Here is an 18,450-nt window from a genome sequence, read left to right on the forward strand (position 1 = left end):
CGACGTCGAGCGGGACACAAAGATCCTGCCGTAAGCGACACACAAGAATTAGAACGTAGAGGAGCAAAACATGTACAAGTCCACCTTGGCACTTGCCGTGGCCGTTGGGGTTCTGGCCCAGCAGGCGGGTGCTGCCGGTTTCGTTGAAGACAGCAAGCTGTCGCTCAGTTCCCGCACCATGTACTTCAATAACGATAACCGCGAAGTTCATACCCCGGCCAACAACCGTGGTGGTGACAACCGCGAAGTAGGTCAGGGCTTCAAGCTCGACTACCTGTCCGGTTTCACCGAAGGCACCGTTGGTTTCGGCGTTGACGTTCAAGCACTGTGGGGCATCCACCTGGATGGCGGCCGCGGTCGTCACCCGGACAACAGCAGCTTCTTCCCAAGCGACACTGATGGTTCGGCTTCCAGCCAGTGGGCGCGTATTGGTGGCAACGCCAAGGCCCGTTTCTCCAAGACTGAAGCACACTTCGGTAGCGCTTTGGCTCCAGCCCTGCCGATCCTGGTATCCAACGACGGTCGTCTGCTGCCTCAAACCTTTGAAGGCGGCACCATTCAGTCGAAGGAAATCGACAACCTGGTCCTGAACGCCGGCCAGCTGACCCACGCCATGGGTCGTGCTTCGAGCAACCGCACCGGCCTGTCCGTTGCCGGTGGCACCCAGGACAGCAACAAGTTCCAGTTCGCTGGCGGCGACTGGAAAGTCACCAAAGACCTGACCCTGCAATACTACTACTCGAACCTGGAAGACTTCTACAAGCAGCACTTCCTGGGCCTGGTTCACGTTTACCCGATCGGCAACGATCAGTCGTTCAAGACCGACCTGCGCTACTTCGATAGCCGCAGCGACGGCAAGAACGGCGAAGCCGGTTATGCGTTCAACAACAACAACGGCTACGCCAAGAATGCCGGTGAAGTTGACAACAAAACCTGGAGTGCAATGTTCACCTATACCCTGGGTGGTCACTCGCTCATGGTCGGTCACCAGCAGATCAGCGATGACGGTGGTTTCGTCTGGCTGAACCAGGGCAACGTAGTTGACGGCAACGGCCGCAACGAAGGTGCCGCTGGTGCCAGCTTCTACCTGTTCACCGACAGTATGATCAACCAGTTCGCCAAAGCGGGTGAGAACACCACGTTCGGTCAGTACGCTTATGACTTCGCGCGACTGGGCGTGCCGGGCCTGAAGGCTTCGGTTGCCTACCTGCGCGGTGACGACATTCGCTACAAATCCGGCAACGGTAGCTACAACGAATGGGAACGCGATGCTCGCATCGACTACGTCATTCAGGAAGGTACTCTCAAAGGCCTGGGCGCCAGCCTGCGCCATGGTGTGTATCGCGGTGCCGGGGACGAAGCCAGTGCCGACCAGGATCAGACCCGCCTGATCTTCAACTACACTTACAGCTTCATGTAAGTCCGGTTGAAACGAGAAGCCTCGCCCTGTGCGAGGCTTTTTTTTACCTGCTTCTTTATATGCTAGATAGTTATAAATAAATCAATATTTATTCTTTTTAATCTTACAAGGAAGCAGGCACAGTGAAGCCATAACGAACCCAGCCAAGGAGCCGCACCATGAGCCTCAGACTCGGCGATATCGCCCCCGACTTCGAACAGGATTCCAGCGCCGGCAAGATCCGCTTCCACGAATGGCTGGGCGAAAGCTGGGGCGTGCTGTTCTCCCACCCGGCCGACTTTACTCCGGTGTGCACCACCGAACTGGGTTTCACCGCCAAGCTCAAGGAGCAGTTCGCCGAGCGCGGAGTCAAGGCCATTGCCCTGTCGGTGGACCCGGTCGATTCGCACCACCGCTGGATCGAAGACATCAACGAAACCCAGAACACTGTCGTCAACTTCCCGATCCTGGCTGATGCCGATCGCAAGGTTTCCGACCTCTACGACCTGATTCATCCCAATGCCAGCGACACCCTGACGGTGCGTTCCCTGTTCGTCATCGACCCGAACAAGAAGATCCGTCTGACCATCACCTATCCGGCCAGCACCGGGCGCAACTTTCACGAGATCTTGCGGGTAATCGATTCGCTGCAACTGACCGACAACCACAAGGTTGCCACCCCGGCCAACTGGCAGGACGGTGACGAAGTGGTGATCGTGCCATCGCTCAAGGATGAAGACGAAATCAAGCGCCGCTTTCCCAAGGGTTACCGGGCGGTCAAGCCATACCTGCGCCTGACCCCGCAACCCAATCGTTGATCTTTAGCCATAGCAGGGAACTCGGGCCGTTTACGGCCCTTTTTTATTCCCCTGGAGGCCGGTAGGAGCGGGCTTGCCCCGCGATGCTCCTATAGTTCCGTAAAGAATAAACAAATGAAAAAATATGATTTATAGATATATGTATCGAGCTGTTAAGGTCACTCCACTCCAGCGAGAACTGCAACTCGCGGCCCTCTAGAACACGATCAAGGATGCGCTCCAATGCTGGTTGTTTCTCTCGGTGGTAGTCCCAGTCTGCGTTCGCGCTCCGGCGTCCTGCTTGAGCGCAGCCGCCAGTGGCTGCAGGGCCAGGGCGTGGAAGTGGTGACATTCCAGGTGCGCGACTTTCCCGCCGAAGACCTGTTGCATGCACGCTTCGACAGCCCCAGGGTGCAGCATTTTCTGCAGTTGGTAGAGCAGGCCGATGGCTTGGTGGTTGCCACTCCGGTGTACAAGGCTTCGTTTGCCGGTGCGCTGAAAACCCTGCTCGACCTGCTGCCCGAGCGCGCCCTGAGCCACAAGGTGGTGCTGCCGATCGCTACCGGCGGCAGCATCGCCCATATGCTTGCCGTGGACTACGCGCTCAAGCCGGTACTGTCTGCACTCAAGGCCCAGGAAACCCTGCAAGGGATCTTCGCCGACGACAGCCAGATCGCCTACGGCGAAGGCAGTGCCGCTGCGCAACTGGCGCCGGCGCTGGAGCAGCGTCTGCTGGAATCGCTGGAACTGTTTCACAGCGCTCTGGCGCGTCGACCCAAACCGGTCGCGCCGGGCGTGTTGAATGAACGTCTGCTCAGTGCTCGCTGGAGCATCTGAGGCTTACCACCCGCTACCTGTAATTCCCACCTTACTCGCCCGCCAACGGGCAAGCAGGTGCAGCCTGAACCCCAACAGCAAAGGAGAGCGCTATGCGCACTGTCATTTTGCGTCGTGGTCTGGTCGCTCTGTTTGCTGCGGCTGTGTCCTTCGGCGCCATTACTCAAGCCCAGGCTGAAAGCCTGCGTATCGGTTACCAGAAGTACGGCACCCTGGTGCTGCTCAAAGCCAAGGGCACGCTGGAAAAACGCCTTGCCGCCCAGGGCGTGCAGGTGCAATGGACTGAATTCCCCGGTGGCCCGCAACTGCTCGAAGGCCTGAATGTCGGCTCGATCGACTTCGGCGTCACCGGCGAAACCCCGCCGGTGTTCGCCCAGGCCGCTGGCGCCGACCTGCTGTATGTCGCCTACGAGCCGCCGGCGCCGCACAGCGAAGCGATCCTGGTGCCCAAGGGCTCGCCGATCCAGTCGGTGAAGGAACTCAAGGGCAAGAAAGTCGCGCTGAACAAAGGCTCCAACGTTCACTACCTGCTGGTCCGCGCCCTGGAAGACGCCGGCCTCAAGTACAGCGACATCCAGCCGGTGTTCCTGCCGCCCGCCGATGCCCGCGCCGCCTTCGAGCGCGGCAGCGTCGATGCCTGGGTGATCTGGGACCCGTACCAGGCGGCGGCCGAGCAGCAGCTGCAGGCGCGCACCCTGCGCGATGGCCAGGGCATCGTCGACAACCACCAGTTCTACCTGGCGACCAAGCCTTATGCGCAAAAGCACCCTGAAGTGATCAGCGCGCTGGTCGATGAAGTGCGCGCGGTGGGCGAGTGGTCCAAGGCCAACCCGCAGGAAGTCACTGACCAGGTCGCGCCGCTGCTCGGCCTGCCGGCCGACATCACCCTGACCTCGGTCAAGCGCCAGGGCTACGGCGCTGCCTTCCTGACCCCGCAAGTGATCGCTGCCCAGCAGAAGATCGCCGACACCTTCAAGACGCTCAAGCTGATTCCCAAGCCCTTGAGCATCAAGGATGTGATCTGGACCCCACCGGCCAAGGTCGCCAGCGCCCCTTGACGATTTGCCCGCGCCGGGGCGCCGCCCCGGTCTGCGCCACCCCTAGGAGACAACTCCAATGAGCCTCAACGTATTCTGGTTTCTTCCCACCCATGGCGACGGCCATTACCTTGGCACCGCCGAGGGCGCGCGCGCCGTCGATCACGGCTACCTGCAGCAGATTGCCCAGGCCGCCGACCGCCTCGGTTTTGGTGGCGTGTTGATTCCGACCGGGCGTTCCTGCGAGGACTCCTGGCTGGTTGCCGCGTCGCTGATCCCGGTAACCCAGCGCCTGAAGTTCCTGGTCGCGCTGCGCCCGGGGATCATCTCGCCGACCGTGGCGGCGCGTCAGGCGGCAACCCTGGATCGTCTTTCCGGTGGCCGTGCCTTGTTCAACCTGGTCACCGGCGGCGATCCGGAAGAGCTGTCCGGTGACGGCCTGTTCCTCAGCCATGAAGAGCGCTACCAGGCCTCGGTGGAATTTACCCGCATCTGGCGTCGGGTGCTGGAAGGCGAAACCGTCGACTACGACGGCCAGCACATCCAGGTCAAAGGCGCCAAGCTGCTCTATCCGCCGATCCAGCAGCCGCGTCCGCCGCTGTACTTTGGCGGCTCTTCAGAAGCGGCCCAGGACCTGGCAGCCGAGCAGGTCGAGCTGTACCTGACCTGGGGCGAGCCGCCTGCGGCGGTGGCCGAGAAGATCGAGCAAGTGCGCGCCAAAGCCGCCAAGCAAGGCCGCACGGTGCGCTTCGGCATCCGCCTGCACGTGATCGTGCGTGAAACCAACGCCGAAGCCTGGCAGGCCGCCGAGCGGCTGATCTCGCACCTGGACGACGACACCATCGCCCGCGCCCAGGCCTCGCTGGCACGCTTCGATTCGGTCGGCCAGCAACGCATGGCCGCGCTGCATGGCGGCAACCGCGACAACCTCGAAGTCAGCCCCAACCTCTGGGCCGGTGTCGGCCTGGTGCGCGGCGGTGCCGGCACGGCGCTGGTCGGCGACGGCCCAACCGTGGCCGAGCGGGTCAAGGAATACGCAGCATTGGGCATCGATACCTTCATCTTCTCCGGTTATCCACACCTGGAAGAGTCGTACCGGGTCGCCGAGCTGCTGTTCCCGCACCTGGACGTGGAGCGCCCGCAACTGCCGCAAAGCGGTGGCTACGTGAGCCCGTTCGGCGAGATGGTCGCCAACGACATCCTGCCTAAATCCTCGGCGCAGCGCTGAGGGCCGGGCCATGAGTCGTAAATCCACTCCCTGGCAGCAACGCCTGGCGCCCTGGGCGTTGCCGCTGCTGTTGTTGGCGGTCTGGCAACTGGCAGTCAGCGTCGGCTGGCTGTCGACGCGGATTTTGCCGGCGCCCAGCGCGGTATTAAGCGCTGGCGTCGAGCTGGTACGCAGCGGCGAGATCTGGACCCATCTGGCAATCAGTGGCTGGCGCGCCGCCGTCGGTTTTGTGATTGGCGGTGCCATCGGCCTGGCGCTGGGCTTTATCACCGGCCTGTCGAAATGGGGCGAACGCCTGCTCGACAGTTCGGTGCAGATGATCCGCAACGTACCTCACCTGGCGCTGATTCCGCTGGTGATCCTGTGGTTCGGCATCGACGAGTCGGCAAAGATTTTTCTGGTGGCCCTGGGCACTTTGTTCCCGATCTACCTGAATACCTACCACGGCATCCGCAACGTCGACCCGGCGCTGGTGGAAATGGCCCGCAGCTATGGTTTGTCCGGCTTCGAGTTGTTTCGCCAGGTGATTCTGCCCGGTGCCTTGCCGTCGATCCTGGTCGGCGTGCGCTTTGCCCTGGGCTTTATGTGGCTGACCCTGATCGTTGCCGAAACCATTTCGGCTAACGCCGGCATCGGCTACCTGGCAATGAACGCCCGCGAGTTCCTGCAGACCGATGTGGTGGTCCTGGCGATCGTTCTCTATGCCGTGCTCGGCAAGCTTGCCGATCTGGCCGCACGCGGCCTCGAGCGGGTCTGGCTGCGCTGGCATCCGGCCTATCAAGCGAGCAGGGGAGAGGGCGCATGACCATCCTCAAGGATCCACCACCACGGCTGCTGCGCGGGATTCCGCTGGCGGCGCAGAACCTGCAGAAGACCTTCGGCCAGCGCCAGGTACTGCGCGATATCGACCTGCACATTCCGGCCGGGCAGTTCGTCGCCATTGTCGGGCGCAGTGGCTGCGGCAAGAGCACCTTGCTGCGCTTGCTCGCCGGCCTCGACCAACCCAGTGGCGGCGAGTTGCTGGCAGGTTCCGCGCCGCTGCGCGAAGCCCAGGAAGACACCCGCCTGATGTTCCAGGAAGCGCGCTTGCTACCGTGGAAGAAGGTTATCGACAACGTTGGCCTGGGCCTCTCGGGCAACTGGCGGCCACGGGCGCTGGAAGCGCTGGCAGCGGTCGGCCTGGCCGAGCGTGCCAATGAATGGCCGGCGGCCTTGTCGGGTGGCCAGAAGCAGCGCGTGGCCCTGGCCCGGGCACTGATTCACCAGCCACGCCTGTTGCTGCTCGATGAGCCGCTGGGGGCACTGGATGCCCTGACCCGGATCGAGATGCAGCAGTTGATCGAACGGCTGTGGCGCCAGCACGGCTTCACCGTGTTGCTGGTTACCCACGACGTCAGCGAGGCGGTGGCGGTAGCCGACCGGGTGATTCTCATCGAAGACGGCGAGGTGGGCCTGGACCTTATCGTCGACCTGCCACGCCCGCGGGTACGCGGCTCACACCGCCTGGCTGCACTGGAAACCGAAGTTCTCAACCGGGTTCTGTCGATTCCGGGCACACCGCCCGAGCCGGAACCTGTCGCACCTTTGCCGACGCAATTGCGTTGGGCTCTCTGACCTGTAAGGAACCAAGCAGATGACTATCAAAGCGATCAACGTACGCAACCAGTTCAAAGGCACCGTCAAAGAAATCCTCGAAGGCCCGGTATTGTCGGAAATCGATGTGCAGACCGCCTCGGGTATCGTCACCTCGGTGATCACCACCCGTTCGGTGCGTGAGCTGGAATTGACTATTGGCAGCGAGGTGATTGCCTTTGTGAAGTCGACCGAAGTGTCGATCGCCAAGCTCTGAAAATCGCGGGTCAAGCCCGCTCCCTGTAGGAGCGGGCTTGACCCGCGATGAGGCCGTCAGCGTTTAGGCAGAAAGGGCGGTAGGTACAAGCCCAGATACGCATCAAACACCCGCATCCCTTCCTCGGCCATGCGCGGCGTAATCTGCCCATGCAACTGCACCGAACGGGCATACACACGGTCTCCCAGCTCCATGGCCAGGGCAAACACATCGACATCTTCCGGTAACACCGGCAACTGGAAATGCGCGGCAAACAGCCTGTGCATCAGGTCGCCCAGCTCGATGTCGTGCTGGCGGTCAGCCTGGGTCACTTCGCTCAGGCCATGCTGGGCGAGAATCAATTGCCGGGCCGCGGCGTCTTCGTTGTAGATCACCAGCATGCGCTGCTCGACCAGGCGCGACAGGTCGTGCCAGGTGTTCAGCGCCGCTGAATCAATCGGTGCTTCAAGGCAGGCGCGAAAGGCGCCGTGCACGTCGGCGGTGAGTGCTTCAAGCAACGCCGGGACACTGGCGAAGAAGTGATACACCGACGACGGCGGAATCTGCGCGCGCTCGGCCACGCTGTAAATCGACAGGCTGGCCACCCCTTCGCTGGCCAGCAGCGTGCGCGCCGCCTCGAGGATCGAATCGATCCTCGCCTGGCTGCGGGCCCGGGGTTTGCGCGGGGTAACGGTGCGGGTCATGTCAGTTGCTGATCGCCAGGATGCTCGCCTGGTAAGCGCTGACGAACAGGTCGAAATCAGCCTTGTCCTCTTCACGCTCAAGCTTGGCCTGGGCTTCCAGGGACTGGCGCGCTGCGCTTTCGAAACCTTGCTGCTGCTCGGCTGAAAGGGCTTGGGCGCGGAAGAACTCGGCATGCACCTGGCTTTGGCGCAAGGCGAAGCGGCTGAAGCTTTCCTTGTGCTCGGTCATGCTCGCCAGCACCTGCGCCGATGGCGTCAGGGCAGGGTCGCTGACCTTGGCTTTCTGCGCCTGCAGGGCCTTGGCGTGTTCGTCGCCGCCCTGGCTGCGGTCAAGCAGTTCGGCCAGTGGCGCGATGCGTTCGAGCAATTCATCGGCCCACTGCTTGAGTTCGACCGGCTGGCCGTCACGCTGCAGTTGCAGGCCCGGGCGGCGACCTTCCTTGACCACGCTGAGGAAGTTGCCGGTGCAGTTACCGCATTCCTGGTTGCCCAGCAGCGGGCTGTCTTCCAGGGCGCAGAACAGCAGGAAGGCGTCGAGGAAACGCGCTTGCGGCAGGTCGATACCGGTGGGCAGGAACGGGTTGATGTCCAGGCAGCGCACTTCGACGTACTGGATGCCACGGGCCATCAGCGCCTGGATCGGCCGCTCGCCGCTGTAGGTGACGCGCTTGGGGCGAATGTTGGAGTAGTACTCGTTTTCGATCTGCAGGATGTTGGTGTTCAGCTGAACCCACTCGCCATCCTTGTGCGTACCGATCTCGACATAGGGCGCGTACGGCGTGGCCACCGCCTTGCGCAGGCTGTCGGTGTAGCTGGCGAGGTTGTTGTAGCACGGCGTCAGGCCGGCCTGGGCGTTGCTCTGGTAACCCAGGTCGCTCATACGCAGGCTGGTGGCGTAGGGCAGGTACAGGGTGTCGGCGTCGAACTGCTCAAGCTGGTGCGGGCGGCCACGCAAGAAGCCGGCATCCAGGGCCGGCGAGGCGCCGAACAGGTACATCAGCAGCCAGCTGTAGCGACGGAAGTTGCGGATCAGGGCGATGTAGGCCGACGACTGATAGTCGCGATCATCCACCGTGCTGTGTTCCGCTTCGCGCAGCAGCGGCCAGAGTTTTTCTGGCAGCGAGAAATTGTAGTGAATCCCGGCGATGCACTGCATGGTGCGGCCGTAGCGCAGGGCCAGGCCCTTGCGGTAGACGTACTTGAGCTGACCGATGTTGGAGGTGCCGTACCAGGCGATCGGAATGTCTTCCTCGGCCGGCAGCGGGCAGGGCATCGACGGGCTCCAGAGGAACTCGTTGCCAAGCTTGGTGTAAGCGAAGCGGTGGATGTTCTCCAGGCTTTCGAGGGTCTGCGCCGGGTCCGCCAGGGCTGGGGTGATGAACTCCAGCAGCGACTCCGAGTAGTCCGTGGTGATCTGCTCGTGGGTCAACGCCGCGCCCAGGGCTTCGGGGTGCGGAGTCTGGGCCAGACGACCTTCCTCGGTCACACGCAGGCATTCACGCTCGATGCCGTGCAGGCACTGCTTGAGCAGGGAGAGGTTGTCGCCTTGGCCGAGCAGGCTCAGGCGGCGGTTGAGAAGTTCGCTCAAGATGGATTCCTTCACGCGTCAGTCGCCCCAATATGGGGGTAGAGATGACGGTCTACAAGGGTGGACAGAGGAACTGGCGTTGTCGCCTGGTTTTGGCCGGCTTTCGGCAGCGCCTGCGCTCTGCCGAAAGTACCGCAGTTTGGCCATTTGCGGCTAGAGGACGACGAAAGTCCCCTGTGCTTTTGCCACCAGTTTGTCGCCCTGGAGTACATCGGCGTCGACCACCAGCGTGCGCCGCCCGGCATGCAGCACCCGGGCGATGCACAGCACGTCACCTTCGCTGACCGCGCGCAGGTAGTTGATCTTGCATTCGAGGGTCACGCTCTGCTGGTCGAAACCATGGGAACTGGAGCAGGCCAGGCCCATGGTGGTGTCGACCAGGCTGAAGATTGCCCCGCCATGCAGCTTGCCGCCGCGGTTGCGCAGGTGCGGCTCCAGGGCCATGGCCACCTCGGCAACGCCGTTTTCCAGGCGTTGCAGACGGCAGCCGAGCAACTGGCTGAAGGCGCTGAAGACGACGTCGTCGGGAACCGTCATCACTTCTTCTTCAGCTGCTTGGCGTTGGCGAACAGCGAGGCCATGGCGTTGTTGGCCGGTGCCGGGGTTTCCTTGGCGCGGGCCGGGGCACTCTGTTGGCGCGGGGCCGAGCCCGGGCGGCTGCCACGGGCGCCGTCGATCTTCTCGCCCGGGGTGTCGCTCATGCGCATCGACAGGCCGACGCGTTTGCGCGGGATGTCGACTTCCATGACCTTGACCTTGACCACGTCGCCGGCCTTGACCGCTTCACGCGGATCCTTGATGAACTTCTCCGACAGCGCCGAGATATGCACCAGGCCATCCTGGTGCACGCCGATGTCGACAAAGGCACCGAAGTTGGTGACGTTGGTCACCACGCCTTCGAGGATCATCCCCAGTTGCAGGTCCTTGAGGTCTTCGACGCCTTCCTGGAACTCGGCGGTCTTGAACTCCGGGCGTGGGTCGCGGCCGGGTTTGTCCAGTTCCTGGAGGATGTCGGTGACCGTCGGCAGGCCGAAGGTTTCGTCGGTGAACTTCTTCGGGTCCAGGCGCTTGAGGAAGCCGCTGTCGCCGATCAGCGAACGGATGTCACGGTCGGTCTCGGCGGCAATGCGTTGCACCAGCGGGTAGGCTTCCGGGTGCACCGCCGAGGCGTCCAGCGGGTTGTCGCCGTTCATGACGCGCAGAAAGCCTGCGGCCTGTTCGAAGGTTTTTTCGCCCAGGCGGCTGACTTTCTTCAGCGCGGCGCGGGTCTTGAAGGCGCCGTTGGCGTCGCGGTGGGCGACGATGTTCTGTGCCAGGGTGCTGTTGAGGCCGGAGATGCGCGCCAGTAGCGCCACCGACGCGGTGTTGACGTCGACGCCGACGGCGTTCACGCAGTCCTCGACCACCGCATCCAGGCCACGGGCCAGCTTCAACTGCGAAACATCGTGCTGGTACTGGCCGACACCGATGGATTTCGGCTCGATCTTCACCAGTTCCGCCAGCGGGTCTTGCAGGCGGCGGGCGATCGACACAGCGCCACGGATCGACACGTCGAGGTCCGGGAACTCCTTGGCCGCCAGCTCCGAGGCCGAGTACACCGAAGCACCGGCTTCGGAGACCATGACCTTGGTCATTTTCAGCGCTGGATATTTTTTGATCAGTTCGGCGGCGAGCTTGTCGGTTTCGCGGCTGGCGGTGCCGTTACCGATGGCGATCAGCTCGACCGAGTGCTTGGCGCACAGCGCGGCGAGCACGGCGATGGTCTGGTCCCACTGGTTTTTTGGTACGTGCGGGTAGACGGTGGCGGTGTCCAGCAGCTTGCCGGTGGCATCGACCACGGCGACCTTGCAACCGGTGCGCAGGCCCGGGTCCAGGCCCAGGGTGGCGCGCGGGCCGGCCGGGGCGGCCAGCAGCAGGTCGTGCAGGTTATGGGCGAAGACGTTGATCGCCTCGCCTTCGGCGTTGTCGCGCAGCTCGCCGAACAGGTCGGTTTCAAGGTGGCTGTAGAGCTTGACCTTCCAGGTCCAGCGCACCACTTCGGCCAGCCATTTGTCGGCAGGACGGTTCTGATTTTGCAGGCCGAAACGCTCGGCGATCATCATTTCGCACGGGTGCAGGGTGCCCGGCAGTTCTTCGCCGACTTTCAGCGAAGCGGACAGCACGCCTTCGTTGCGGCCGCGGAAAATCGCCAGGGCGCGGTGCGACGGTACGCTCTTGAGCACTTCGTCGTGCTCGAAGTAGTCACGGAACTTCGCCCCTTCCTCTTCCTTGCCAGCCACCAGGCGGGCGCTGAGCACCGCTTCCTGCTTGAGAAAGCTGCGCAGCTTGTCGAGCAGGCTGGCGTCTTCGGCAAAGCGCTCCATGAGGATGTACTTGGCGCCTTCGAGGGCGGCTTTGACATCGGCCACGCCTTTTTCGGCGTCGACGAAACGCGCGGCTTCGGTTTCAGGGCTCAGTTGCGGGTCGCTCAGCAGGCCGTCGGCCAGCTCGCCGAGGCCGGCTTCCAGGGCGATCTGGCCCTTGGTGCGGCGCTTTTGCTTGTACGGCAGGTACAGGTCTTCGAGGCGGGTCTTGGTGTCGGCCAATTTGATTTCACGGGCCAGTTCCGGGGTCAGCTTGCCTTGCTCTTCGATGCTGGCAAGGATGCTGACACGCCGTTCGTCCAGCTCGCGCAAGTAGCGCAGGCGCTCTTCAAGGTGACGCAGCTGGGTGTCATCCAGGCTACCGGTGACTTCTTTCCGGTAACGGGCGATAAAAGGCACGGTCGAACCTTCATCAAGTAGAGCCACGGCCGCTTCGACCTGTTGTGGGCGGACACCGAGTTCCTCGGCGATGCGGCTGTTGATGCTGTCCATAAAACCACCTGACAAATTGTGAATACAAAGGCCGCGGGCGGGCGCTGTAGAGCGCTTGTGGTCAATGCGGCGCTGGCTGAAAGCGGCGCATTATACCCAGCGCGTCCGGCTTGCGGTGATAGCAGCAGGCCAGTTGTCGGCCCGGCAATACTGGCACCCGGGGAAAAATCTGCTAACAATGCACACGGCACGGCCATTGATGGCTAAGCCATAATGCGTGCCGAGATTAGAGGAGCTACCCATGAGCAGCACTGCACAAACCGCCGAAGGCGACAAAATTCTCATCGTCGACGATGACCCGGGCCTGAGCAGCCTGCTGGAACGGTTCTTCACCAGCAAGGGTTATCGCGCCCGTGCAGTACCCAATACCGAACAGATGGACCGCCTGCTGGCCCGCGAGGTTTTCAACCTGGTGGTGCTCGACCTGATGCTGCCCGGCGAAGACGGCCTGACCGCCTGTCGCCGCCTGCGCGCCGCCAACAACCAGATCCCGATCATCATGCTTACCGCCAAGGGCGACGAGCTGAGCCGCATCAAAGGCCTGGAGCTGGGTGCCGACGACTACCTGGCCAAGCCGTTCAACCCCGACGAACTGATGGCCCGGGTCAAGGCCGTGCTGCGCCGCCAGGCCCCGGCAGTACCGGGTGCACCGGGCAGCGAGGACGAAACCGTCACCTTCGGCGACTACGCGCTGTCGCTGGCCACCCGCGAACTCAAGCGCGGCGAAGAAGTGCACATGCTCACCACCGGTGAGTTCGCCGTGCTCAAGGCGCTGGTGATGCACGCTCGCGAGCCGCTGACCCGCGACAAGCTGATGAACCTGGCCCGTGGCCGCGAGTGGGACGCCCTCGAGCGCTCCATCGACGTGCAGATCTCGCGCCTGCGCCGGATGATCGAACCCGACCCGTCCAAGCCGCGTTACATCCAGACCGTCTGGGGCGTTGGTTATGTGTTTGTGCCGGATGGTAATGCCAGCAAGTGATGTTTCGTTTGCAGGAGTAGCTCACCGCCAGCAGGGCAGGCCTTCGGGATTGCCCTGTTTTTGCCTGTGCAGCGCTTTGCAAAGCCTGCGAGCCCCGCTCGTTCCCGCATAGTGTGTAGCCGTTGTCGATGAAAACGCCCCTGTGGTTCCCGCAAAGCTTCTTCGCCCGCACCCTCTGGCTGGTGCTGATCGTCGTGCTGTTCTCCAAGGCCCTGACCCTGGTGTACCTGCTGATGAACGAGGACGTGCTGGTCGACCGCCAATACAGCCATGGTGTGGCTCTGACCCTGCGCGCCTACTGGGCTGCCGATGAGTCCGATCGCGACAAGATCGCCGAGGCGGCGGGGCTGATTCGGGTGGTTGGCTCCGGGGTGCCCGAGGGTGAGCAGCACTGGCCGTACAGCGAAATCTACCAGCGCCAGATGCAGGCCGAACTTGGCGCCGACACCGAGGTGCGCCTGCGTGTACATGCGCCGCCGGCCTTGTGGGTACGGGCGCCGAGCCTGGGCGATGGCTGGCTGAAGGTGCCGCTGTATCCGCATCCGCTGCGTGGGCAGAAGATCTGGAGCGTGCTTGGCTGGTTCCTGGCCATCGGCCTGTTGTCGACCGCCTCGGCCTGGATTTTCGTGCGCCAGCTCAACCAGCCGCTCAAGCGTCTGGTGTTCGCCGCCCGGCAATTGGGCCAGGGGCGCAGCGTGCGCTTGCCGATCAGCGATACGCCGAGTGAAATGACCGAGGTGTACCGTGCCTTCAACCAGATGGCCGAGGATGTCGAGCAGGCCGGGCGCGAACGTGAACTGATGCTCGCCGGGGTCTCCCATGACCTGCGCACACCGCTGACGCGCCTGCGCCTGTCGTTGTCGTTGCTGGCCAACGAAAGCGACCTGACCGACGACATGGTCCGCGATATCGAAGACATGGACGCGATTCTCGACCAGTTTTTGGCGTTCATCCGCGATGGTCGCGATGAGCCGGTCGAAGAGGTCGATTTCAGTGAACTGGTGCGTGAGGTGGTGGCGCCGTTCAACCAGCCGGAGGAACAGGTGCGCCTGTGCCTGGAGCCGATCCCGCCGTTCCCGCTGCGCCGGGTGTCGCTCAAGCGCTTGCTCAACAACCTGATCGGCAACGCCCTGTACCACGCCGGCAAGGGCGTTGAAGTGGCGGCCTATGTGTCTGGCGAGAATGGCGCGCCCTACGTGGTATTGAGCGTGCTCGACCGCGGCGCCGGGATCGACCCGGGCGAGCTGGAGGGCATCTTCAACCCGTTCATCCGCGGCGACCGTGCCCGCAGCGGCAAGGGCACCGGGCTGGGCCTGGCGATCGTCAAGCGGATCGCCGCCCAGCACGGTGGCAACGTGCAGTTGCGCAACCGTTCAGGCGGCGGCCTGGAGGCGCGGGTGCGGCTGCCGCTGGGGCTGATGCTGCCGCGCGACGCTGTTTAGCCTTTGCCCTTGGTGCGGGTCAGGTTCGGCCCGCCATTCTTCTCCAGGTGTTCGATGATCATCCCGGCAACGTTCTTGCCGGTGGTGACTTCGATGCCTTCCAGGCCAGGCGAGGAGTTCACCTCCATCACCAGCGGGCCGTGATTGGAGCGCAGGATATCCACACCGGCCACGCTCAGGCCCATGACCTTGGCGGCGCGGATAGCAGTCATGCGCTCTTCCGGGGTGATCTTGATCAGGCTGGCGCTGCCGCCGCGGTGCAGGTTGGAGCGAAACTCACCGGGCTTGGCCTGGCGCTTCATCGAGGCGATGACCTTGTCGCCGACCACGAAACAGCGGATGTCGGCGCCACCGGCTTCCTTGATGTATTCCTGGACCATGATGTTCTGCTTCAGGCCCATGAAGGCTTCGATCACCGACTCGGCTGCCTTGGTGGTTTCGCACAACACCACGCCGATGCCCTGGGTGCCTTCGAGCACCTTGATCACCAGCGGCGCGCCATTGACCATCTGGATCAGGTCGGGGATGTCGTCCGGCGAGTGGGCAAAACCGGTGACCGGCAGGCCGATACCCCGGCGCGACAACAGCTGCAGCGAGCGCAGCTTGTCCCGCGAGCGGGCGATGGCCACCGACTCGTTGAGCGGGAACACCCCCATCATTTCGAACTGGCGCAGCACCGCGCAGCCGTAGAAGGTCACCGAAGCGCCGATTCGTGGGATCACCGCGTCGAAGTTTTCCAGTGGCTTGCCGCGGTAGTGGATCTGCGGTTTATGGCTGGCAATGTTCATATAGGCGCGCAGGGTGTCGATCACAACCACCTCATGGCCTCGTTCGGTACCGGCTTCGACCAGGCGACGAGTGGAATACAGACGCGGGTTTCGCGACAGCACGGCGATCTTCATGCAACACCTGTGGAGGGAGTGATAGTGGCCGGGAATGCCGGCTTGTCCTGAACGTACTTGAGCCCCGGGTTGACCACCAACTGGCCATGGATCAGGGCTTTGGAGCCGAGCAACAGGCGATAGCGCATGGCCTTGCGGCAGGCCAGGGTGAATTCCACCTCCCACACCCGGTCACCCAGCGCCAGGGGCGTGCGGATCACGTAGCGGGTCTGGGCCTGGCCGTTGGAGCTCTTGATGGTTTTCATCGTCACCAGCGGCGCCTCGCAGCGCCGGTGACGCAGTTGTACCACCGAACCCAGATGGGCGTTGAAACGCACCCACTGCTCGCCATCGCGCTCGAAGGGTTCGACTTCGGTGGCGTGCAGGCTCGAGGTGCTGGCGCCGGTGTCGATCTTGGCCCGCAGGCCGGCCAGGCCGAGGTCCGGCAGGGCCACCCACTCGCGCAGGCCGATCACGGTCAAATGGTCAAATGTCTTCAAAATGCTCAACCAGCGTAGTAAGTCGTCAGGCACCAGGGCGGGCATGAACGACAGGTCGGTGAACTGTAAGCACGCCGCGTGTTTTTTGCATCCGCCAGATACGGTAGTACAGTTCCCTTTACGAAAATAAGTGGGGAAATGTCATGGCACAAAAGCCGGAAGAGGATGACAAGGTCCGTCTGGATAAATGGCTATGGGCGGCGCGCTTCTACAAGACCCGGGCGCTGGCCAAGGCGGCCATCGAAAGCGGCAAGGTGCATTGCCGGGGCGAGCGCTGCAAGCCGGGCAAGGAGCCGCGGTTGGGCGATGAGTTCGTCCTGCGTACCGGCTTTGACGAGCGTACGGTGGTGGTCAAGGCGCTGTCGGTAGTGCGTCGCGGCGCGCCTGAAGCTCAGGCGCTATACGAGGAAACTGCGCAGAGCATCGCCCGTCGTGAACAGGCGGTAGCGATGCGCAAGGCCGGTGCCCTGGGGGTCAGCACTGATGGCCGGCCCACCAAGAAACAGCGGCGCCAGCTGCATCAGTTGCATGACAGCGCCGGTTAAGCGCGCGGGTTGACCACATTCAGGCGCCCGAGCAGTGGCAGCCGCGCCATGAGCTCAAACAGCGGTGCGCTCAGGCGCAGCAGGGCAGCGCTGGCCTTGGCGGCAAACGGGGTATAGCAGCTCCAGCCCAAGGCCAGTACCGCCATCAGTACGCCACCGATGTAGTCGTCCTGGCCCCAGTGCGCGCCGGCCACCAGGCGCGGCAACATGAACAGCAGCGCCAGAGCCCAGACAAGCAATTGCTGTAGCAGCTTGCGGCTGAACAGGCTCATGAACATCGCCCAGATCAGCAGCACCGAGGCGTGATCGCCAGGGAAGCTCTGGCTGGAGCGGTCCTTGAGTTCCCAGCGTGCTTCAAGTTGCGGGTAGAAATCGCTGAGGTGAATGGCATCGCTGAACACCATCGACGGGCTGTTGTGCTGCCAGCCCATGGCGTTCATCCATTTCGAGAACAGCGCGCGGATCACCAGCAGCAGGACCAGGGTAGCGAAGAAGCCGAAGAAGGCCTGGCGCACCTGGCTGGCCTTGAATACCCAGTCGCCACGGATCAGCAGGCTGAGGAGGATCAGGCCGACGACAATATCGAACGGGCGCAGGCTGCCGACGGTCCAGATGTAACGCCAGACGCTATTGTCGGCCAGTGGCCGGTTGAGCAGGTGAAACAGCCATTCGTCGAAAGTCAGGCAGATGATCTGGCCAACAGGCCACAACCAGAAACACAGTAGAGCAACGGGCAAAACCGTGCAGAGAATCAAGGGACCCCAAGCCCACCTTGCTTGGAACAGTGAAGAATTGTCCATAAACTACCTCTTTGCTGCGAACCACGAGTGCACCATTCTGGTGCTCTAGACTGGGCTTTATAGGCCCTTGAAATTATTTTGTCATCATTCAGAAAGCCAAAGCCCATGTCCGATTTGCCAGATACCGACTACACACAACGCTTCCTTTTCGACGACCGCGACGTTCGCGGTGAAATGGTCGGGCTGGAGCGCAGCTACGCCGAAGTGCTGGCCAAGCACCCTTACCCGCAGCCTGTGGCACAGCTGCTTGGCGAGCTGATGGCGGCAGCCGCGCTGCTGGTCGGTACGCTGAAGTTCGATGGCCTGCTGATCCTCCAGGCGCAGTCGAGCGGGCCGGTGCCCCTGCTGGCTATCGAGTGCACCAGCGAGCACGAAATTCGTGGCCTGGCCCGTTATGCGGCCGAGCAGATCAAGGATGATGCAACCCTCGCCGACCTGATGCCTGGCGGCCACCTGGTGCTGACCATCATTCCGGTCAACGGCCAGCGCTACCAGGGCACGGTGGAACTGGACGGCAAGGATCTGTCGGAATGCTTCACCAACTATTTCGTCATGTCCCAGCAGGTCAACACCTGCATCACCCTGGCCGCCGACGGCATTCGTGCCCGTGGTCTGCTGGTGCAGCAGCTGCCGGCCGACCGCCAGAAGGACATCGAGGAACGCGAGGAAAGCTGGAACCACGTCAAGGCGCTGGCCAATACCCTGAAGGCTGAGGAATTACTAGGCCTGGACAACGAGACCGTTCTGCATCGCCTGTATCACGAGGATGCCGTGCGCCTGTTCGATATCCAGCCGCTGCATTTTCGCTGCAGCTGCTCCCGTGAGCGCTCCGGCAATGCCCTGGTGAGCCTGGGCAAGCATGACGCGCTGGAGCTGATCAACGAGCATGGCGGCCAGATCGAAGTCGATTGCCAGTTCTGCAATCAGCGCTACCAATTTGATGCCGCCGATATCGAGCAATTGTTCGCCGGTGGCGGTGTAGACACACCGTCAGATACTCGTCACTAAAACGTTTCACCACAGGTAA

At 62.7% G+C, this 18,450-nt stretch carries 19 protein-coding genes; 12 read left to right on the forward strand and 7 right to left on the reverse strand.

What is annotated here, in order from left to right; translation table 11 throughout:
- Positions 1-70 precede the first annotated feature (70 nt).
- From JYG36_RS02005 to JYG36_RS02040, 8 genes are all read left to right on the forward strand, one after another.
- Complete coding sequence (locus JYG36_RS02005) at positions 71-1,420, forward strand: OprD family porin (RefSeq protein ID WP_213602936.1); 1,350 nt, start codon at positions 71-73, stop codon at positions 1,418-1,420.
- 158 nt (positions 1,421-1,578) lie between these two features.
- Positions 1,579-2,217 carry a peroxiredoxin gene (locus JYG36_RS02010; RefSeq protein WP_213602938.1) on the forward strand — a complete coding sequence of 213 codons (639 nt, stop codon included), beginning with the start codon at positions 1,579-1,581 and terminating at the stop codon, positions 2,215-2,217.
- Between the two features lie 222 nt (positions 2,218-2,439).
- On the forward strand, positions 2,440-3,033 hold the full coding sequence (gene ssuE, locus JYG36_RS02015) for an NADPH-dependent FMN reductase (protein ID WP_213602940.1): 594 nt from the start codon (positions 2,440-2,442) through the stop codon (positions 3,031-3,033).
- A gap of 92 nt (positions 3,034-3,125) precedes the next feature.
- Positions 3,126-4,091 carry a sulfonate ABC transporter substrate-binding protein gene (locus tag JYG36_RS02020; protein WP_045201155.1) on the forward strand — a complete coding sequence of 322 codons (966 nt, stop codon included), beginning with the start codon at positions 3,126-3,128 and terminating at the stop codon, positions 4,089-4,091.
- A 58-nt stretch (positions 4,092-4,149) separates the two neighbouring features.
- Positions 4,150-5,298: an FMNH2-dependent alkanesulfonate monooxygenase gene (gene ssuD / locus JYG36_RS02025; protein ID WP_045201156.1), complete on the forward strand. Its 1,149-nt coding sequence runs from the start codon at positions 4,150-4,152 to the stop codon at positions 5,296-5,298.
- A gap of 10 nt (positions 5,299-5,308) precedes the next feature.
- Positions 5,309-6,103, forward strand: coding sequence for an aliphatic sulfonate ABC transporter permease SsuC (gene ssuC / locus JYG36_RS02030; RefSeq protein WP_045201157.1), 795 nt, complete (start codon positions 5,309-5,311; stop codon positions 6,101-6,103).
- Positions 6,100-6,912: an aliphatic sulfonates ABC transporter ATP-binding protein gene (gene ssuB, locus JYG36_RS02035; protein ID WP_093378378.1), complete on the forward strand. Its 813-nt coding sequence runs from the start codon at positions 6,100-6,102 to the stop codon at positions 6,910-6,912. Before ssuC ends, ssuB begins: the two co-directional genes overlap by 4 nt.
- 19 nt (positions 6,913-6,931) lie before the next feature.
- Positions 6,932-7,147: a TOBE domain-containing protein gene (locus tag JYG36_RS02040; RefSeq protein ID WP_010221227.1), complete on the forward strand. Its 216-nt coding sequence runs from the start codon at positions 6,932-6,934 to the stop codon at positions 7,145-7,147.
- Positions 7,148-7,203: 56 nt separating this feature from the next.
- On the opposite strand, the gene JYG36_RS02045 is transcribed toward JYG36_RS02040, so the two are convergent.
- The 4 genes from JYG36_RS02045 to JYG36_RS02060 form a co-directional block, all read right to left on the reverse strand.
- Positions 7,204-7,830, reverse strand: a complete 627-nt coding sequence (locus tag JYG36_RS02045) for a TetR/AcrR family transcriptional regulator (RefSeq protein WP_045201159.1) — start codon at positions 7,828-7,830, stop codon at positions 7,204-7,206.
- 1 nt (position 7,831) lies between these two features.
- Positions 7,832-9,418, reverse strand: coding sequence for a glutamate--cysteine ligase (gene gshA / locus JYG36_RS02050; RefSeq protein ID WP_045201160.1), 1,587 nt, complete (start codon positions 9,416-9,418; stop codon positions 7,832-7,834).
- 153 nt (positions 9,419-9,571) lie between these two features.
- Positions 9,572-9,955 (reverse strand): PaaI family thioesterase, encoded by a 384-nt coding sequence (locus JYG36_RS02055; protein WP_045201161.1) that lies wholly within the window; start codon positions 9,953-9,955, stop codon positions 9,572-9,574.
- Positions 9,955-12,273: a Tex family protein gene (locus tag JYG36_RS02060; protein WP_093378382.1), complete on the reverse strand. Its 2,319-nt coding sequence runs from the start codon at positions 12,271-12,273 to the stop codon at positions 9,955-9,957. Before JYG36_RS02060 ends, JYG36_RS02055 begins: the two co-directional genes overlap by 1 nt.
- 241 nt (positions 12,274-12,514) lie before the next feature.
- Here JYG36_RS02060 and ompR point away from each other — a divergent pair, with 241 nt between their 5' ends.
- Both ompR and JYG36_RS02070 read left to right on the forward strand, forming a co-directional pair.
- Positions 12,515-13,255, forward strand: a complete 741-nt coding sequence (gene ompR, locus JYG36_RS02065; RefSeq protein WP_195885264.1) for an osmolarity response regulator transcription factor OmpR — start codon at positions 12,515-12,517, stop codon at positions 13,253-13,255.
- A gap of 128 nt (positions 13,256-13,383) precedes the next feature.
- Positions 13,384-14,697 carry an ATP-binding protein gene (locus JYG36_RS02070; protein WP_038998193.1) on the forward strand — a complete coding sequence of 438 codons (1,314 nt, stop codon included), beginning with the start codon at positions 13,384-13,386 and terminating at the stop codon, positions 14,695-14,697.
- On the opposite strand, the gene rimK is transcribed toward JYG36_RS02070, so the two are convergent.
- On the reverse strand, positions 14,694-15,599 hold the full coding sequence (rimK, locus tag JYG36_RS02075; RefSeq protein ID WP_010221234.1) for a 30S ribosomal protein S6--L-glutamate ligase: 906 nt from the start codon (positions 15,597-15,599) through the stop codon (positions 14,694-14,696). The genes JYG36_RS02070 and rimK overlap by 4 nt on opposite strands.
- Complete coding sequence (rimB, locus tag JYG36_RS02080) at positions 15,596-16,078, reverse strand: retropepsin-like aspartic endopeptidase RimB (RefSeq protein WP_038998194.1); 483 nt, start codon at positions 16,076-16,078, stop codon at positions 15,596-15,598. The genes rimK and rimB overlap by 4 nt, the downstream gene beginning before the upstream one ends.
- Before the next feature lie 143 nt (positions 16,079-16,221).
- Here rimB and JYG36_RS02085 point away from each other — a divergent pair, with 143 nt between their 5' ends.
- Positions 16,222-16,623, forward strand: a complete 402-nt coding sequence (locus tag JYG36_RS02085; protein WP_213602942.1) for an RNA-binding S4 domain-containing protein — start codon at positions 16,222-16,224, stop codon at positions 16,621-16,623.
- Here the strand turns inward: JYG36_RS02085 and JYG36_RS02090 are convergent.
- A complete protein-coding gene (locus JYG36_RS02090) occupies positions 16,620-17,423 on the reverse strand; it encodes a phosphatase PAP2 family protein (RefSeq protein ID WP_213602944.1) in 804 nt (267 codons plus the stop codon). The two genes, JYG36_RS02085 and JYG36_RS02090, sit on opposite strands and share 4 nt — an antisense overlap.
- Positions 17,424-17,528: 105 nt before the next feature.
- Here JYG36_RS02090 and hslO point away from each other — a divergent pair, with 105 nt between their 5' ends.
- Complete coding sequence (hslO, locus tag JYG36_RS02095; RefSeq protein ID WP_045201165.1) at positions 17,529-18,431, forward strand: Hsp33 family molecular chaperone HslO; 903 nt, start codon at positions 17,529-17,531, stop codon at positions 18,429-18,431.
- The last annotated feature ends 19 nt before the right edge of the window (positions 18,432-18,450 follow it).

The sequence above is a fragment of the Pseudomonas sp. SORT22 genome, assembly GCF_018417635.1.
Classification (GTDB): domain Bacteria; phylum Pseudomonadota; class Gammaproteobacteria; order Pseudomonadales; family Pseudomonadaceae; genus Aquipseudomonas.

What these genes read in the sequence shown, in the direction of transcription:
- ompR (WP_195885264.1), top strand. Translation starts at nt 12,515, where the DNA reads ATGAGCAGCACTGCACAAACCGCCGAAGGCGACAAAATTCTCATCGTC.
- JYG36_RS02060 (WP_093378382.1), bottom strand. Translation starts at nt 12,273, where the DNA reads ATGGACAGCATCAACAGCCGCATCGCCGAGGAACTCGGTGTCCGCCCA.
- JYG36_RS02090 (WP_213602944.1), bottom strand. Translation starts at nt 17,423, where the DNA reads ATGGACAATTCTTCACTGTTCCAAGCAAGGTGGGCTTGGGGTCCCTTG.
- ssuD (WP_045201156.1), top strand. Translation starts at nt 4,150, where the DNA reads ATGAGCCTCAACGTATTCTGGTTTCTTCCCACCCATGGCGACGGCCAT.
- JYG36_RS02020 (WP_045201155.1), top strand. Translation starts at nt 3,126, where the DNA reads ATGCGCACTGTCATTTTGCGTCGTGGTCTGGTCGCTCTGTTTGCTGCG.
- JYG36_RS02040 (WP_010221227.1), top strand. Translation starts at nt 6,932, where the DNA reads ATGACTATCAAAGCGATCAACGTACGCAACCAGTTCAAAGGCACCGTC.
- rimK (WP_010221234.1), bottom strand. Translation starts at nt 15,599, where the DNA reads ATGAAGATCGCCGTGCTGTCGCGAAACCCGCGTCTGTATTCCACTCGT.
- JYG36_RS02005 (WP_213602936.1), top strand. Translation starts at nt 71, where the DNA reads ATGTACAAGTCCACCTTGGCACTTGCCGTGGCCGTTGGGGTTCTGGCC.
- ssuB (WP_093378378.1), top strand. Translation starts at nt 6,100, where the DNA reads ATGACCATCCTCAAGGATCCACCACCACGGCTGCTGCGCGGGATTCCG.
- JYG36_RS02070 (WP_038998193.1), top strand. Translation starts at nt 13,384, where the DNA reads ATGAAAACGCCCCTGTGGTTCCCGCAAAGCTTCTTCGCCCGCACCCTC.
- hslO (WP_045201165.1), top strand. Translation starts at nt 17,529, where the DNA reads ATGTCCGATTTGCCAGATACCGACTACACACAACGCTTCCTTTTCGAC.
- ssuC (WP_045201157.1), top strand. Translation starts at nt 5,309, where the DNA reads ATGAGTCGTAAATCCACTCCCTGGCAGCAACGCCTGGCGCCCTGGGCG.
- ssuE (WP_213602940.1), top strand. Translation starts at nt 2,440, where the DNA reads ATGCTGGTTGTTTCTCTCGGTGGTAGTCCCAGTCTGCGTTCGCGCTCC.
- JYG36_RS02085 (WP_213602942.1), top strand. Translation starts at nt 16,222, where the DNA reads ATGGCACAAAAGCCGGAAGAGGATGACAAGGTCCGTCTGGATAAATGG.
- JYG36_RS02055 (WP_045201161.1), bottom strand. Translation starts at nt 9,955, where the DNA reads ATGACGGTTCCCGACGACGTCGTCTTCAGCGCCTTCAGCCAGTTGCTC.
- JYG36_RS02010 (WP_213602938.1), top strand. Translation starts at nt 1,579, where the DNA reads ATGAGCCTCAGACTCGGCGATATCGCCCCCGACTTCGAACAGGATTCC.
- JYG36_RS02045 (WP_045201159.1), bottom strand. Translation starts at nt 7,830, where the DNA reads ATGACCCGCACCGTTACCCCGCGCAAACCCCGGGCCCGCAGCCAGGCG.